Origin of the sequence: Nostoc sp., from assembly GCF_036917755.1 — a bacterium.
In the GTDB taxonomy this organism is placed as follows: Bacteria; Cyanobacteriota; Cyanobacteriia; order Cyanobacteriales; family Nostocaceae; genus Nostoc.
Genome location: NZ_JBALFC010000154.1, coordinates 62,180 through 76,253, shown reverse-complemented (window position 1 = coordinate 76,253; position 14,074 = coordinate 62,180). Strand labels below are relative to the sequence as shown.

Genomic DNA, 14,074 nt, shown 5'->3' with positions numbered 1-14,074 from the left:
CTTTTGATTGATCGCAAAACTATTTATCAGGTGACAATATGTCCAAAAAAATTGGTTTGTTTTACGGTACTCAAACTGGTAACACTGAATCTGATGCTGAAAAAATTCGGGATGAGTTTGGTGGTGATGTTGTAACATTACATCCCATTTACGAGGCGGATACTACCACTTTCGATGAGTATGAATTGCTGATTATTGGCTCTCCCACTTGGGATATAGGTCAACTTCAGAGCGATTGGCAAAGCTTTTTCCCCGATCTAGATGAAATAGATTTTAAGGGTAAGCTGGTTGCCTATTTTGGTGATGGAGACCAATATGGCTATGCCGATAATTTCCAGGATGCAATTGGAATTATCGAAGAAAAAATTTCTCAGCGAGGTGGTAAAACTGTTGGCTACTGGCCAACTGAAGGGTATGACTTTGAGAACTCTAGAGCTTTGAGAAATGGCAAGTTTGTCGGATTGGCACTTGATGAAGGTAGTCAATCTGAGTTAACAGACGAGCGAATTAAAACTTGGGTCGCTCAGTTAAAGAAAGAATTTGGTTTGTAGAGATTTGGGGCGCACAGCTAGCTGTGCGCCTTTAGTGAAATTGATAATTTAGAAGTTATAGGTATTTATGTCTGATTCATTTGATGTTTTGTGGTTAAGTGCCAGTCCTGTTTTGCAGCGTTTTGATAAACCATTACTTGATTACTTATCTGGGTATATAAGCGTCGCCCAGTGGGAATATCAGCAAACTAAAGATGAAGGCAGTTCCATAGAGCAAGCTGTGGAGTTGCTATGTGATTTTTTAGAATGGCGCGATCGCCCCGTGCATTTAGGAGGTCATGGTGTGGGTGGTGCGATCGCCTTAAGCTATGCCCGTCGATTTCCTCAAAAAGTGCGATCGCTCACTCTGCTAGCTGTAGCATCTCAACCCGCCAACACTTGGCACGCTCACTATTACTTTCAGCGACAACTTTTTAGCATCAGCCGTGAGCTAGTTTTGGCAAGCAACGTTCGCAGTCTTTTTGGAAATCAACCACCTCATACCACTAAGAAGTTAGTAGTTGCCTTAGATAAAGATTTAGAACAATCTCCCTCGCAACACTCTTTATTTAAGTTGGTTTATTTACCCAAGGGTGGAGTTTCTATGCCAATGATGGTATGTGGTAGCAAGAGTGATCCGGTAGTCAATCCACCTGCATTGCATGACTGGTTGAATTGGTTCAAGCCAGAAGATAAACTCTGGGAATGTCCACAAGGATATCATTTTTTTCACTACTTCTATCCTCAACAGGTTGGGGAACAGATTTTGAGTTTTTGGCAACACCACCATCCGCATCTACTGGAAACATCTGCACTATCTTTCAGCACTTCTACATATTCATAAATTCAGAAGGCAGAAGAACCCACACTTAAAAACTAATATTTGCTTGCATAGTTCGAGCGGTGATAGTTACTATTATCGCTCCGCTTGCGCTGCCTATTTTTCTTCGAGTTTTGATGATTACATTTTGTAAAGAGACTAGCTAAATAAGAATTACTTTCAATAAACTAAATTTGTAATCTCAATAATTAGTAATTAGCTTCAACAAGTAGAGGATGTGGCAAAAAGTGATGTCTGACGACAATCGGTAACACCTGCGGTGAATTGGAAGAAGCTATCCTCGTTCAGGTAAAAGCTTCACGTCTACTGTGGCAGCACTCACGCGACATTTAACTGCTGAAATCAGAAGCAATTAATTGAGTATTCTTAGCAACAACTACTTATTGCTTAACCATGCAGACATACGGCAATCCCAACCTCAAATTTGATTGGTGGACTGGTAACGCCCGCTTCGCCAATCTCTCTGGCTTATTTATCGGCGCTCATGTGGCACAAGCAGCGCTGACGACGCTCTGGGCCGGGGCATTTACATGGTTTGAAATCTCTCGCTACAATCCCGAAATACCTATGGGTGAACAGGGGTTGATTTTGCTTCCCCACTTAGCCACCTTGGGTTTTGGTGTGGGCGCAGGTGGTCAGGTAGTCGATACTTATCCTTATTTCGTTATCGGCGCTTTACACTTAATTTCTTCTGCTGTGCTTGGCGCAGGGGCGCTTTTCCACACCTTCAAAGCTCCAAAAAACTTAAAAGATGCCACTGGTCGCGCTCGGAAATTTCACTTTATATGGGACGACCCCAAAAAACTTGGTTTTATCTTAGGACATCACCTAATTTTCTTAGGATTAGGTGCTTTACTCCTGGTAGGAAAAGCAATGTTTTGGGGAGGACTGTACGACTCAACAATTCATGATGTTCGAGTTGTCACCGACCCCACTCTCAATCCCTTGGTCATTTATGGCTATCAAACCCACTTTGCCACTGTTAACAACTTAGAAGATTTAGTCGGCGGTCATATCTATGTAGGCTTGTTACTCATTAGCGGCGGTATTTGGCATATCCTCATAGAGCCTTTACCTTGGGCGAAAAAGCTTTTAATTTTCTCCGGTGAAGCCATACTTTCCTACTCTTTGGGCGGTATAGCCTTAGCTGGATTTGTTGCAGCTTACTTTTGTGCGGTGAATACATTAGCTTATCCCGTGGAATTTTATGGCTCTACCTTGGAAGTAAAACTCGGAGTTAGCCCTTATTTTGCCGACAGCATTAAGTTAGCTAACGGTGCTTACACTTCCAGAGCATGGTTAGCAAACGCCCATTTCTTCTTAGCTTTCTTCTTCTTACAAGGTCATCTGTGGCACGCCTTACGAGCAATTGGCGTTGACTTCAGCCGAATTGAAAAAGCATTAAATACGATTGGTAGCGAATCGTAACAAATGCTGAGTTACGAGAGACGCGATTAATCGCGTCTGTACAGGAGTTAAGAGTTAAGGGACTTCCAAATAAAAAACCATTCCAAAACTGACGCAAAAACCCTCTCTATTTTCCCTCTCTCTGTGTTCTCTGTGTCTCTGTGGTTCGTTTATTTGGATAATTTATTTCTTGGCACTCTTGGCGATCGCGTCAAGTTAATAGTTAATTAAGTTTCGCTCAACGCTAGCTAAATAAAGTCCTATGCCTGCGGTTAACAGCAGTGGACTGCGGGCATTTTTTTGGAATTTTTATGAGGACGACTAATGTTAACTATGATTTTGTGCGCTTTTTGCACTTGGACAATAATGATTCTATTTCTTGGTAGTGTCTGGTTAACCTTGAGAAAAGGGATAATTCATTTAAAAACGCTGCATGAAATTCCTTGCCCTGGTTGCGAATATTTCACCAACGACTACCGCCTCAAATGTACTGTACACCCAAAAAAAGCTTGTTCTGAGGATGCGATCGCTTGTATTGATTTTGAGCCTAAAACTTCTTCCTGTAATGCTTGCAACCAGGGGCGGCGAAAGCTTTATTAAGCACTTTTAATTTCTACTCCCACTTCTTCAGCTAAAGCGAATATAAATCGGTCAAACTGAATTTTAGGATTTTCGTGTTCAAAAAGTGGGGTCATAATTTCTAAAATACCGCAGTCGTAAGCAAACCGAGAACCTCTATGCTCACCTGTATCTGTCAGCAAGGCTTCAAAGCTTTCCCACCTAACGTTGTGTAAGACTGTTCTTTGTTCCGCAAGGGTTGACTTGACAAGCATATTAAAATAATTCGTAATTCGTAATTCGTAATTAAGATTTGTAACGGGATTTAGACCCTGCCACAAAACTATATCAATTTGATCAGAAATAGTTAAACCAAAAGTTTTTCTAACTCTATCTAAAGTCAAGTCACTGTATGACACTTTAGATCAGTAGCGTAGGCGCAGCCCGCCGCAGGCATCGCTGCCTAATGGTGAAAAAATCAAACTTGAATGCCTGAAAATCCATACCCATATTTAATTGCTTCTGTCAATGCGTAAGTCCTAGTCTTAGCTTTTTCAAGGTGTGTTAATGTTCTGTGTTTTCTGGGCTAAAATCTTAGCAGTTGAGACATGGGGCAAGTTCAAGAGATAAGTTCGTTTTGGTTGAGCAATCTTTGGGCCTCTTGGGTGGGGGCGAAAAGCTCTCAGCTTGGCAATACCTGCCTTCCGGTTTGAGAATTTGCGATAATTCCATGAAGGTTATGTTGGGGAAAATACCCGATTCTTCAGGGGGAATCGCAATCATCATCCCCCGGTAAGTACCCCTAATTTCGTCAGCTAAGTAGTAGCTGGAAACTTCCGTTTCAATCTTGTCAGTCCCATGAACACTCCCATTGGCAGCCTTAACCACAGACAGCACATTATCGGCGACTAAAGCGATAGAGAAGGTAAATAAATCTGCTAATGGGAGTGCCTAATGTATTAATCTGGCAGCAGAAGTTTTCCGTCAGGACTTGAAACAAAGTTTCGAGTTTCCAACGTTTGCGATCGAGTTGGGCTATCAAAAGCGCATCTATAACCTCAGACGATAAATTAGTGAGAATAAAAATTTCCCTGTCACCGTCACGATTAGGCTGCTCTAAACAAACTTTTACACGACGTGCCTTTAACAGTTGACCGAAGAAGAAAAGGATACAGAGCAACTAAATTTATTTACGGAAACTGGACTTTCTTTTATAAATCGCTCAAACACCTGCCCTAGCAACATTTCTATTCTCCACCCAACAGAGTTTCACCTATGCATTGAGCAAACTACAAATCAAGCCATTACACAACACCTTGAAAGGGGTAGTGCTAGTCTATACCAAAACCGACGTTAGAAAGAGAACAGATCAAACATCTAAGCAAAAGACACTATAACGATGCAAAACTACGTTATCACCTCTACTAGCAGTGAATTTGGCTGCACACCACCTATAAAAACCCAATATGTAGCTTTTCTGTAGTTGACTTGTGGTAGATTTAAGTTATTCTTAAAGCGGATCGCTTCTTCTAAGAATCTACCCTGACAGAAGTGTATAAAGATATAGTTAAATTTAGCAATTCTGTCCGAGATTTTGAATTTGCAAACTGAATAGTTTGATACGGCGCTCAAAAGCCTGATCCACTACCCTAAACAAGGTAGTCAATTACATGACTCAATATCATCTGTCTGCTAATTGTAATGAATAGTTTACAATACAGTGGATGAGAAAATCTAAAGAAAATATAAAAGAGACTCAACTGTGGTGTCTGGAGGACAAAAGTGTTTCTGAGACTAGCACATCAACATCGACAATTCGTCCAAGACTTGGTAATGAACCTGCAAGCCTTGGCGGTTGTACTAGAACGGCGCGGGTATCTTGCGTCCTGCTACACCTGTGGCGACCAAATGAATAGTGCATCGTTTATGGTTAGCTTGGGTGATAACCACCTGATTCGGTTTTTAGTATCCGATTACGGGATTACTTGGACGGAAATGCGGGATGACCGCGAATTAATGAAGCTAGAAGGTGCGGAGGCAATTAGCCAATTAGATGAACTGGCTAGTCTTGTCAAGCAATCTATGCAAACTGATACAGGCTCTAAAACTCTTGCCAAGAAGTATTAAGGTTGCAAAGGTTGATCGCAAATTAAAGATTCCATATTTCTTTGTCTAACATCTGGTTACGCAGATCGTCAGATTAGATATGGAAGTAAAGCAGCCGTCGGTGCTAGAGATGCTCAAAACGCCTATGGAGATGAGGTAAGACCTGGGAATTTTCAGGCGCTTGTCGATGAAGTAGGAATCGCCTGACTTCTAGTCATGTGAGGTTAAATATCGGTAATTGATAATGGTGGCTTAGTTAGCGATCGCTCTTACCCATTTGATTATTTTAAGTGATTGGCTCGTGGCTAGCCCATCGCAGATTTTTTTGTATGTGTCAAAACCTCACGAGCCGGATTTTGAGCTTTTAGCTGGAAGGTGTTAAAATACACCAAAGTCGAGTTTGGGTAGTTAGACGCTGCTCTTTCCCCAAAATCTCATCAAAATGCGATCGCAGTTTTCGTTAATTATGTATTTTTGCAGCAGCGATCGCCATTACCAAATCTTTCAATTTATACATCAGCCACAAGAAAAGAAAAAGTCATCCTCTGGCAGAGGTGGGAACAATCAACACCTAAGCACAATTATATAATCATCCATTTAAGGTACAGTGATTCTGAGATAGCTAAAGCTGTTACCAGATTTTTTCTAGAGGTCGTTCTCTCCCCAAGCGCTAATCCCGGTGTGCCCTACCGTACTTAGACATACCGCTAAAATATTCAGCGCTGGGTTTTCGTCGCTGCTATTGAATGATTTGGAAAATTTATCGGTGCTGAGAAAATTGAAGATGTCAGAAGAAAAACCTAGCCAACCAAAACTACCACCAACCAGCGCCCTTGACAATCCATCAAGTCATGAATTTGGGAATTGGTTTGAATATCCGATCAGAGTGCAACCCCACCACACTGACTATGCAGGTAATGTCTGGCACGGTTCCTATCTAGCTTGGATGGAAGAAGCACGAATTGAATGTTTGCGATCTATAGGGATTGAATTTGCGGATTTAGTGGCGATAGGCTGCGATTTACCAGTTGTAGAACTGTCTGTGCGCTATCACCGTTCAATTCAATTGGGTATGGCAGTGGTGGTAAAAACCCGCATGGCTGAGGTGACTGGCGTCCGAATCAATTGGGATTATGCCATTATCTCAACTGATGGACAACAATTATACGTCACTGCCAAGGTGACTTTAGTAGCTTTAGATCGCGAAAGAGGCAAGATTATGCGTCAGTTACCGGCGAGTGTTAAGGATGCGTTAGCCAAGATTTCAGCATTCAATAATAATTGACCAACAAAGGCTGTAAACACCACAGAAACTTTGACGCAACTGGCGTCAAAGTTAAAAATTTTATCATTTCATATTTTATACTTCAGCTTTGATTAACAAAAGCGAAGTATAGATTTTTACTTATAACTGGGGATGTGCGACAGATTTTGAGCAAACTGCGTTACGTAATGCCAAATATCTTGTGGAGTAACGCCAAAACCAATATTTAATAAAACGAGGATTGCGGCAAGAGTCAATGCACTACTCACGGTTGCTTTCAGCAACTTCCACAATATTATGAAGACGATCCAAGCTACAATCAGCGTAGCAATCATATATTAATTCCTTAATAATTGTCCTTGTCTGAGGTGGGTTGATTCCGAAAGGGTAAGTTTTTATTTGAAGTAAAAATTACTAGTGCTAAAGCTATTAGACCTAATTTGGAATAGATACTAAAGCTAAGATTTTTTGTCTAACTGTGCCACTGCCATATTACCTGAAAATCAGACAATTATTCGGATAAGAGGCGACTTATTTGGCAATTTGGCAGAATTACTGAAAATATTTTTTCTTGATATTTCTGTATCAATAATCACAAGATACAAGAGTTATATTTTTGGAAGGATAATGTAGAAACGCGATATACAGCAGATTTCAGGTTGGTGAAGTACACAAGCTAAGTCTCAAAGTCAGGTATAAAGCCTGTTTTACTTCTGAATTCTGACTCCTTAATTCTGAATTCTGCTGTATCTCTGCTATTTTATCGGAAGTTAGTATACCATTAAACCAGCTTCAAATTCGGCAGTCACTGCCTGCCGAATTCAGAACATCTGCAAACAACCTATTCCCAGCCCTTGTATCCCGCGAATTACAAAACCCTTCTCTCATTTGGCAAGATAACAATTATTACCAGAGTTTGTTCTCCAGAATTTCATGGACGCACATGGTGGAATTAATACGAGTAGATAATACTACCAAAAGAGCTTTTTATGAATTAGAGTGTATCAAAAGTAATTGGTCTACATGGGAATTAAAGCGCCAAATTAATAGTATGCTTTACGAAAGGGTAGGCTTATCGAAAGATAAAGAAGCTGTTTTAGCGCTGGCAAATGAAGGACAACTTATTGATAGCCCAGAAAAAATCTTACGCGATCCTTATATTTTAGAATTTTTAAACTTAGAAGAAAGAGCTAGCTATTCGGAATCTGACCTCGAAGAAGCTTTAATTAATCATTTGCAAGAATTTATGCATGAATTAGGTCGAGATTTTTGTTTTGTTGACCGTCAGTTCCGAATTACAGTTGGGGGAGAGCATTATTTTTTTGATTTATTATTTTATCATCGCTCTTTGCAGTGCTTGATTGCTATAGATTTAAAGTTAGGAAAGTTTAAGCATGATTATGCCGGACAAATGAATTTTTACCTAAACTATTTGCGAGAGAACGTTGCATATCCTCATGAAAATTATCCCGTGGGTATTCTTCTTTGTGCTGAAAAAGATGCAGAAGAGGTTTACTATGCGACAGCAGCACTTGATAATAAATTATTTGTCTCGCGTTATATGGTAGCACTTCCTTCAGAAGAAACTCTTAAACAATGGTTGAAAGAAGAACAAGATCGGCTTGAGAAACAGTTTGATTTTGGTTCGACAAAAAAACGTGATTTTTAAATGGGGTTGATGGGAAAGTGCGATGTCTAACGACAAGCCTTACGGTTACGCATTTATTGGGTTTGTGGGAGGGCACTCCCTTGAGATAGCTTTTCTTGCACTAATTACCGCAACTGAATTTAACCCTTAGCCTTCAGCATTAAGCTGAAGGCTAAACAAGAATTGATCAAGAGCCAGAAAATCTGCCTTTTGGGTATCTGAGTGAAGGTTTTTATCGCAGAGAAATTATCCGCGCGTGAGTTTCTAAGTTTTCAGTCGCTGTTAAAACTTCTTGTCTTGCCCATTTATCTGCTGCCAAAATGTCATCTAAAGAGGGATTAGCACGGTGATCATTTTGATGGCGATCGCACACCGATTCGATACACCGGGGAATATCTAAAAACCGAATTTTTTCTGCTAAAAATAAAGCCACAACTTGCTCATTGGCGGCATTCAACACAGCTGGCATCGAACCACCAGCCTTACCCACAGCATAAGCCAACTGCATACAAGGATACTTCTGGTGATCTGGTTCACGGAAGGTTAAATTTCCAGCTTTGACTAAATCTAGTCGTTCCCAGTTAGTGTAAATGCGATCGGGCCAAGATAAAGCATACAGCAAGGGTAAGCGCATATCCGGCCAACCGAGTTGGGCTAAAACTGAAGTATCTTGCAGTTCAATCAGCGAGTGAATAATGCTCTGAGGATGAATGACAATTTCGATATTGTCATAATCCAACCCAAACAGAAAGTGAGCCTCAATTACTTCCAGTCCTTTATTCATCAAAGTAGCAGAGTCTACAGTGATTTTACGCCCCATCGACCAATTAGGATGCTTCAAGGCGTCAGCAACGGTGACATCTGCTAACTTTTCTACATCCCAGTCTCGGAAAGCCCCACCAGATGCAGTGAGCAAAATTTTCCGTAAGCCTCCCTTTGGCACACCTTGGAGGCATTGAAATATTGCGGAATGTTCGGAATCGGCTGGGAGTAATTTTACACCATGTTTTTCGACTAGGGGTAGAACCACAGGCGCCCCAGCAATCAGGGTTTCTTTGTTCGCTAAGGCAATATCTTTACCAGCTTCAATAGCTGCGATCGTGGGTAGCAAGCCAGCACAACCAACGATACCAGTGACAACGGTTTGAGCATCGCCGTAACGAGCGACTTCTATCACTCCGGCATCACCTGCCAGTAGAATCGGTTGAGGATCGAGGTCAATGATAGCTTCTTTAAGTGCTGGTAATTTCTCTTCTGAACAAATTGCTGCTATTTGCGGTCGAAACTGCCGAATTTGAGCAGCGAACATTTCGACATTGCGCCCAGCTGCCAATCCCACAATCCGAAACTGATCTGGGTACTGAGTGACAATATCTAAAGTCTGAGTACCAATAGAACCAGTAGAACCAACGAGAGTAATCGCTTTCACAATTGCTTAAGGATTTACAGACAACTCCTACTATAAATTGCTTGGGACTCTTTAATCACAGCAATCACTATAATCGATACATTGACGTGGAGGGGGAGAAAGAAATTGTCCTCCTCCGTGTCTCCATATCTTCTTGTCCTCGTCCCTGCACCAGCCCCAATCCGTTAATTTAAACTCGATAGACTCCTAGCCATAAAGTACTAAAGTTGCTTAATTTTCATATAACTAGACAAAATTTGTATTTATAAATACTACATTTTAAAACATAAATTCCGAAAGAATTGGCAAAAGTAACCAAATAGGAAATAATTTCAAGTAGTTGCCAATTTGTCCAGTTTGTTAATTATTTTGGTGGAGGATTTAATATGCAAAATATTACTCATAAATTGCTGTGTTGCAGCCATAGGTGAAAGGATGCATAAAGGAGTTTGTTGAAGCACTCAACCTTATGGTCAAAGTTCAGATAGTTATAAAAAAAGTTTTATGCAAAAATGATTTCCTGTTTCCAGCAGCAATATGGCTTGCCAGCCGAATATTCATCTGGACTGCCATGTTGCTGGTTGCGCCAAAGCTACCGTTACCAGCAGAAGATTTTTTGCCCCCTTTTGGCTGGGGCGTTTTTGATGCCTGGGATAGTATACATTATCGAGCGATCGCAACTTCCGGCTATGAATTTGTGAATGACGGCAAGCAACATAATCTCGCCTTCTTTCCCCTATTTCCCTTAAGCATCTGGGTTTTGATGAAGTTGGGCTTACCGTTTGAATTAGCAGGTACGTTGGTAAACAACGTGGCATTTTTTGCCGCGCTTTGCTGTTTGTATTTTTGGATCAAAGAGAATTATGGCATTAGTGCAGCGCATTGGGTGACTGCTGTGGTTTCCTGCTATCCATCGTCCATGTTTACAGGGGTGGTTTACACAGAAGGGCTGTATTTGTTTTTGAGTACGGCGACTTTGCGGGCATTTGATCAAAAACAGTATGGCTGGACTGCCCTTTGGGGCGCGATGGCAACAGCAACACGTCCTACAGGGATGGCACTAATTCCAGCATTAGCGATCGCAGCATGGAAAGAACGCCGACCACCCATAGCCTATATAGCTGGTTTGACTACCGCTATTGGCATACTTCTATTCAGTTTGTATTGTGCGATTTATTTTGGCAACCCTTTAGCTTTTATCGAAGCACAACGGGGATGGCGACCAACTCTAGGGTTTGATTGGCAGGGTTGGTTAAATATGCTGATGCAAATTGCAGTTGGCAGGAAAAATTGGCAATATGGTTGGGTTCAAAACTCCTCTGGCGGGATTCAAGACCCCTGGTATCTCTTGTTGCTTGGTGCGATCGTTGCCAGTGGCTATCTTTTATGGCGTTTCCGTCAACGTTTTAGTTCTGTAAAATTATTCTATGGCTTTTATGCTTTAGTCTTATTTTTGTTGATTCTGGCCAGCGAACAGTGGATCAATAACTTGCTCAACTTGTTCATGGTCTTAGGTGGTGGCTATATGTTGTGGCGCTTACACACGCAACTGACCCCAGTTACAGTTATTTATGGCTTTTGTGGTATTGGTTTGCTGCTAGCCTCTGGAGGTACCATCTCCTTGAGCCGTCTCGCCTACGGTATTGTGCCTTTGAATATAGCCATTGGTTTGCTGCTATCTCGCCATCCTCGTCAGGGATATCTAATATTGGGCGCTTTTGTGACATTACTAGCCAAAATAGCTGTAGGATTTGCCCAAGAGCGCTGGGTTGGTTAGAGGGTTTGACCCATATACAGCAGAATTCAGAATTCAGGAGTCAGAATTCAGAATTCAGGAGTCAGAAGTCAGAATTCAGGAGTAAAACAGGCTTTATACTTGGCTTTGAGAATAGAAGTGAGAAATCCGGGTCTTTCCACTGACAATTATGATCATTATTTTTAAGCGTGAACTCTTGATTTTTGTTGAGTAATTTATTCTTTGGAAATCCCTTATTGGTAAGAAGTTGAATGTGAACTACTCCGCCGTAAGACGGACGGAGCTTTCCAATTCATCGGGAATAGCCTCCAGAACTCCGTAGTACTAGAAAGTCTGACATTCCCTCCTCTTGTCAGGAGTCCTGGTTCCCAAGACCCAAATCTTTCTCTTGCAACATATACCTGAAAGCTAATGGTTTTCGCTTATGGCATTGATGGTCAAGACGATATAATTCTATCAGAAAAACAAGCAGGATTCCTCATCCATAAGCGTATTTGTTTTTGCTGAGGCAAAAAAACAATACGCCTATGCCCTACTCTCCCCCCGCTCACAATCCCCACCTTATGAGTACATTGAAGGTGGGGACTTCCGCGACACGTTAAATTTCCTAATGAATGTATCCAATCAAACGAAGATAGCCCTTGCTTTATTATTTCTAGGTGTAGGTGCTATATCTTTTGGCTCTATTTTCGTGAGATTGAGCGAAACTGAACTCAGCCCGAATGCCACTGTATTTAATCGCCTTTGGCTTGGTAGTGTGGTCTTTTTGCTCTGGTATGGATACAAGGCGATATGTCAACGACTTTCCTTAGAGAAACCTCTAGAACAGCAGCCGTACACCAGTCAGGATCTGTGGCTATTGCTTGGTGGCGGTATTTTTTGGGCTGCTACTTTAGTCTTTTTGGCTTGGTCGCTGACTGAAACTAGCGTCGCGATCTCTAGTGTCTTACATAATCTTGCTCCCATATCTACTAGCTTAGGAGTGTGGCTATTATTTCGTCAGGGTTTTGAGAACCAATTCCTGATTGGGATGGCGATCGCACTTGGGGGAGTGATCGCCATTGAATTTGAGGAACTGCAAATCGCCACAGATGAAGTTCAAGGAAGCTTGGCTGCGATCGTTTCGGCAATTTTCTTGAGTGCATACCTACTGATCGTAGAAAAATTACGAACCAAATTTTCTCCGGTCACAATCCAGTTGTGGATCTGTGTGATCGCGGCTCTAGTCATCTTCCCCATACTTTTGTTCACTGAAGATCAGGTTTTCCCCTCTACAGTCAGTGGGTGGCTTTGGGTGATTTCTCTAGCCCTGATCTGCCAAGTTTTAGGTCATGGGCTTTTGACCTATAGCCTTGCCAGATTTTCCTCTGTAGTTGTCTCCTTAGTGCATCTGTTAGAGCCAGTATTTAGCGGCATTTTCGCTCTTATAATATTTTCGGAAAAATTAACTGGCTCAAATTGGGTAGGTTTCACTGTAGTTTTAATCGGTTTATACTTAGCCGTATTTAGCCAAGGTGCTGTTAATTACCCGTTCCAGGAATCAGTCAAAAGCATAGTTAACACTTTCGTTAAAAGTATGACGATCAAACTGTCATTACTAAAGCAACAATTCTCCGAAACACCAGCTTTCCTGGGAACTGTCTCATTATTTTTTGCCCTAATTCCCCTATCTTTGGCACCATCTCTGGCAAAATTGTGCGAACAAGAAATCGGTGCAAATGCCATCGGATTTCATCGCAGTTGGATCGCCGCAGTCGTCTTTGGGCTGTGGAATGGACTTGAGGCTTTGCGCCGCCAACAATCTGATCATCAACCTATAGAACAGAAGCCTTTTACAAAACAGGAGGTGTGGGTATTGTTAGCAATGGGAACTGCTTCAACGATTTCCCTGCTGTTGTGGGCTTGGTCGCTGAGTCAAACTAGCGTTGCTAACGTGGCTTTACTGTCTAATTTGAATCCCTTATTCGTTGCTGCGGCTGGGTATCTGTTATTTGGTCGGCGCTTTGATAATAGATTTATTATTGGTCTGGTTATGGCGCTTTTAGGAGCGATCGCTTTTGAATTTCATAAGATGCAATTTGCGAATGACCAAATACTTGGTGATGCGCTAGCATTTCTCAGTGCAATTTTTATCGCCACGTATCTGCTGCTGATAGAACGACTCCAAGCCCGATTTACTACCGCAACCATAATGCTCTGGCGCTGTGGAGTGACTACAATATTTCTGTTGCCCATCCTCCCATTCATTGAAGAGAGATTGTTTCCCTATTCTTGGATGGGTTGGTTTTTCATCATTTTTCAAGCTCTCTTCTGCCAAGTGTTGGGTCAGGGACTTATAACTTATAGCCTCAGCAGACTCTCGTCAGGCGTTGTCGCCGTTACCCTTCTCCTAAATCCAGTCCTGTCCTCCATTTTTGCTTGGTTCATTTTTTCAGAACAAGTAGGTTTGTTTGACTGGCTGACTTTTGCCGTAGTTTTAGTGGGTATCTATCTAGCTCAATCTAGTCAATCCACTGTTCAAGTCACGAACGAAGGATCATAGCACCATAACCGTTT

Annotated in this window: 13 protein-coding genes and 1 pseudogene; 9 read left to right on the top strand and 5 right to left on the bottom strand. The window is 41.7% G+C overall.

Features of this window, described 5'->3' with window-relative positions; translation table 11 throughout:
* Positions 1-38 precede the first annotated feature (38 nt).
* From fldA to V7L05_RS32650, 4 genes are all read left to right on the top strand, one after another.
* Positions 39-551 carry a flavodoxin FldA gene (gene fldA / locus V7L05_RS32665; protein WP_335170431.1) on the top strand — a complete coding sequence of 171 codons (513 nt, stop codon included), beginning with the start codon at positions 39-41 and terminating at the stop codon, positions 549-551.
* 67 nt (positions 552-618) lie between these two features.
* The gene (locus tag V7L05_RS32660; RefSeq protein WP_335170430.1) at positions 619-1,374 is read left to right on the top strand and encodes an alpha/beta hydrolase; all 756 of its coding nucleotides are present in this window, start codon (positions 619-621) and stop codon (positions 1,372-1,374) included.
* A gap of 390 nt (positions 1,375-1,764) precedes the next feature.
* Complete coding sequence (locus V7L05_RS32655; RefSeq protein WP_335170429.1) at positions 1,765-2,799, top strand: chlorophyll a/b binding light-harvesting protein; 1,035 nt, start codon at positions 1,765-1,767, stop codon at positions 2,797-2,799.
* A gap of 303 nt (positions 2,800-3,102) precedes the next feature.
* Positions 3,103-3,378: a hypothetical protein gene (locus V7L05_RS32650; protein WP_335170428.1), complete on the top strand. Its 276-nt coding sequence runs from the start codon at positions 3,103-3,105 to the stop codon at positions 3,376-3,378.
* Here V7L05_RS32650 and V7L05_RS32645 read toward each other — a convergent pair.
* The 3 genes and pseudogenes from V7L05_RS32645 to V7L05_RS32635 all read right to left on the bottom strand — a co-directional run.
* A pseudogene (locus V7L05_RS32645) lies at positions 3,378-3,611 on the bottom strand (Uma2 family endonuclease); the annotation flags it as partial. The gene V7L05_RS32650 and the pseudogene V7L05_RS32645 sit on opposite strands and share 1 nt — an antisense overlap.
* A 319-nt stretch (positions 3,612-3,930) precedes the next feature.
* Positions 3,931-4,224: a hypothetical protein gene (locus V7L05_RS32640; protein ID WP_335170427.1), complete on the bottom strand. Its 294-nt coding sequence runs from the start codon at positions 4,222-4,224 to the stop codon at positions 3,931-3,933.
* Positions 4,225-4,234: 10 nt separating this feature from the next.
* Positions 4,235-4,516, bottom strand: coding sequence for a hypothetical protein (locus tag V7L05_RS32635; protein ID WP_335170426.1), 282 nt, complete (start codon positions 4,514-4,516; stop codon positions 4,235-4,237).
* A 602-nt stretch (positions 4,517-5,118) separates the two neighbouring features.
* On the opposite strand from V7L05_RS32635, the gene V7L05_RS32630 reads away from it, so the two are divergent.
* Positions 5,119-5,463 (top strand): DUF1815 family protein, encoded by a 345-nt coding sequence (locus tag V7L05_RS32630; RefSeq protein WP_334824374.1) that lies wholly within the window; start codon positions 5,119-5,121, stop codon positions 5,461-5,463.
* Between the two features lie 763 nt (positions 5,464-6,226).
* Positions 6,227-6,727 (top strand): acyl-CoA thioesterase, encoded by a 501-nt coding sequence (locus tag V7L05_RS32625; protein WP_335170424.1) that lies wholly within the window; start codon positions 6,227-6,229, stop codon positions 6,725-6,727.
* 116 nt (positions 6,728-6,843) lie between these two features.
* Here V7L05_RS32625 and V7L05_RS32620 read toward each other — a convergent pair whose 3' ends face one another.
* Positions 6,844-7,041 carry a hypothetical protein gene (locus tag V7L05_RS32620; protein ID WP_335170423.1) on the bottom strand — a complete coding sequence of 66 codons (198 nt, stop codon included), beginning with the start codon at positions 7,039-7,041 and terminating at the stop codon, positions 6,844-6,846.
* A 413-nt stretch (positions 7,042-7,454) separates the two neighbouring features.
* On the opposite strand from V7L05_RS32620, the gene V7L05_RS32615 reads away from it, so the two are divergent.
* Positions 7,455-8,375, top strand: coding sequence for a PDDEXK nuclease domain-containing protein (locus tag V7L05_RS32615; RefSeq protein WP_335170449.1), 921 nt, complete (start codon positions 7,455-7,457; stop codon positions 8,373-8,375).
* Positions 8,376-8,586: 211 nt separating this feature from the next.
* Here V7L05_RS32615 and dxr read toward each other — a convergent pair whose 3' ends face one another.
* Positions 8,587-9,783: a 1-deoxy-D-xylulose-5-phosphate reductoisomerase gene (dxr, locus tag V7L05_RS32610; RefSeq protein WP_335170422.1), complete on the bottom strand. Its 1,197-nt coding sequence runs from the start codon at positions 9,781-9,783 to the stop codon at positions 8,587-8,589.
* A gap of 448 nt (positions 9,784-10,231) precedes the next feature.
* Between dxr and V7L05_RS32605 the strand changes: the two genes are divergently transcribed.
* Entirely contained in the window at positions 10,232-11,539 is a 1,308-nt protein-coding gene (locus V7L05_RS32605; protein ID WP_335170421.1) for a mannosyltransferase family protein, read from the top strand.
* A 589-nt stretch (positions 11,540-12,128) separates the two neighbouring features.
* The gene (locus V7L05_RS32600; protein ID WP_335170419.1) at positions 12,129-14,060 is read left to right on the top strand and encodes a DMT family transporter; all 1,932 of its coding nucleotides are present in this window, start codon (positions 12,129-12,131) and stop codon (positions 14,058-14,060) included.
* Positions 14,061-14,074 lie beyond the last annotated feature (14 nt).

Coding starts and splice junctions, on each gene's coding strand:
- fldA (WP_335170431.1), top strand. CDS start 39: ATGTCCAAAAAAATTGGTTTGTTTTACGGTACTCAAACTGGTAACACT.
- V7L05_RS32660 (WP_335170430.1), top strand. CDS start 619: ATGTCTGATTCATTTGATGTTTTGTGGTTAAGTGCCAGTCCTGTTTTG.
- V7L05_RS32655 (WP_335170429.1), top strand. CDS start 1,765: ATGCAGACATACGGCAATCCCAACCTCAAATTTGATTGGTGGACTGGT.
- V7L05_RS32650 (WP_335170428.1), top strand. CDS start 3,103: ATGTTAACTATGATTTTGTGCGCTTTTTGCACTTGGACAATAATGATT.
- V7L05_RS32625 (WP_335170424.1), top strand. CDS start 6,227: ATGTCAGAAGAAAAACCTAGCCAACCAAAACTACCACCAACCAGCGCC.
- V7L05_RS32620 (WP_335170423.1), bottom strand. CDS start 7,041: ATGATTGCTACGCTGATTGTAGCTTGGATCGTCTTCATAATATTGTGG.
- V7L05_RS32605 (WP_335170421.1), top strand. CDS start 10,232: ATGGTCAAAGTTCAGATAGTTATAAAAAAAGTTTTATGCAAAAATGAT.
- V7L05_RS32600 (WP_335170419.1), top strand. CDS start 12,129: ATGAATGTATCCAATCAAACGAAGATAGCCCTTGCTTTATTATTTCTA.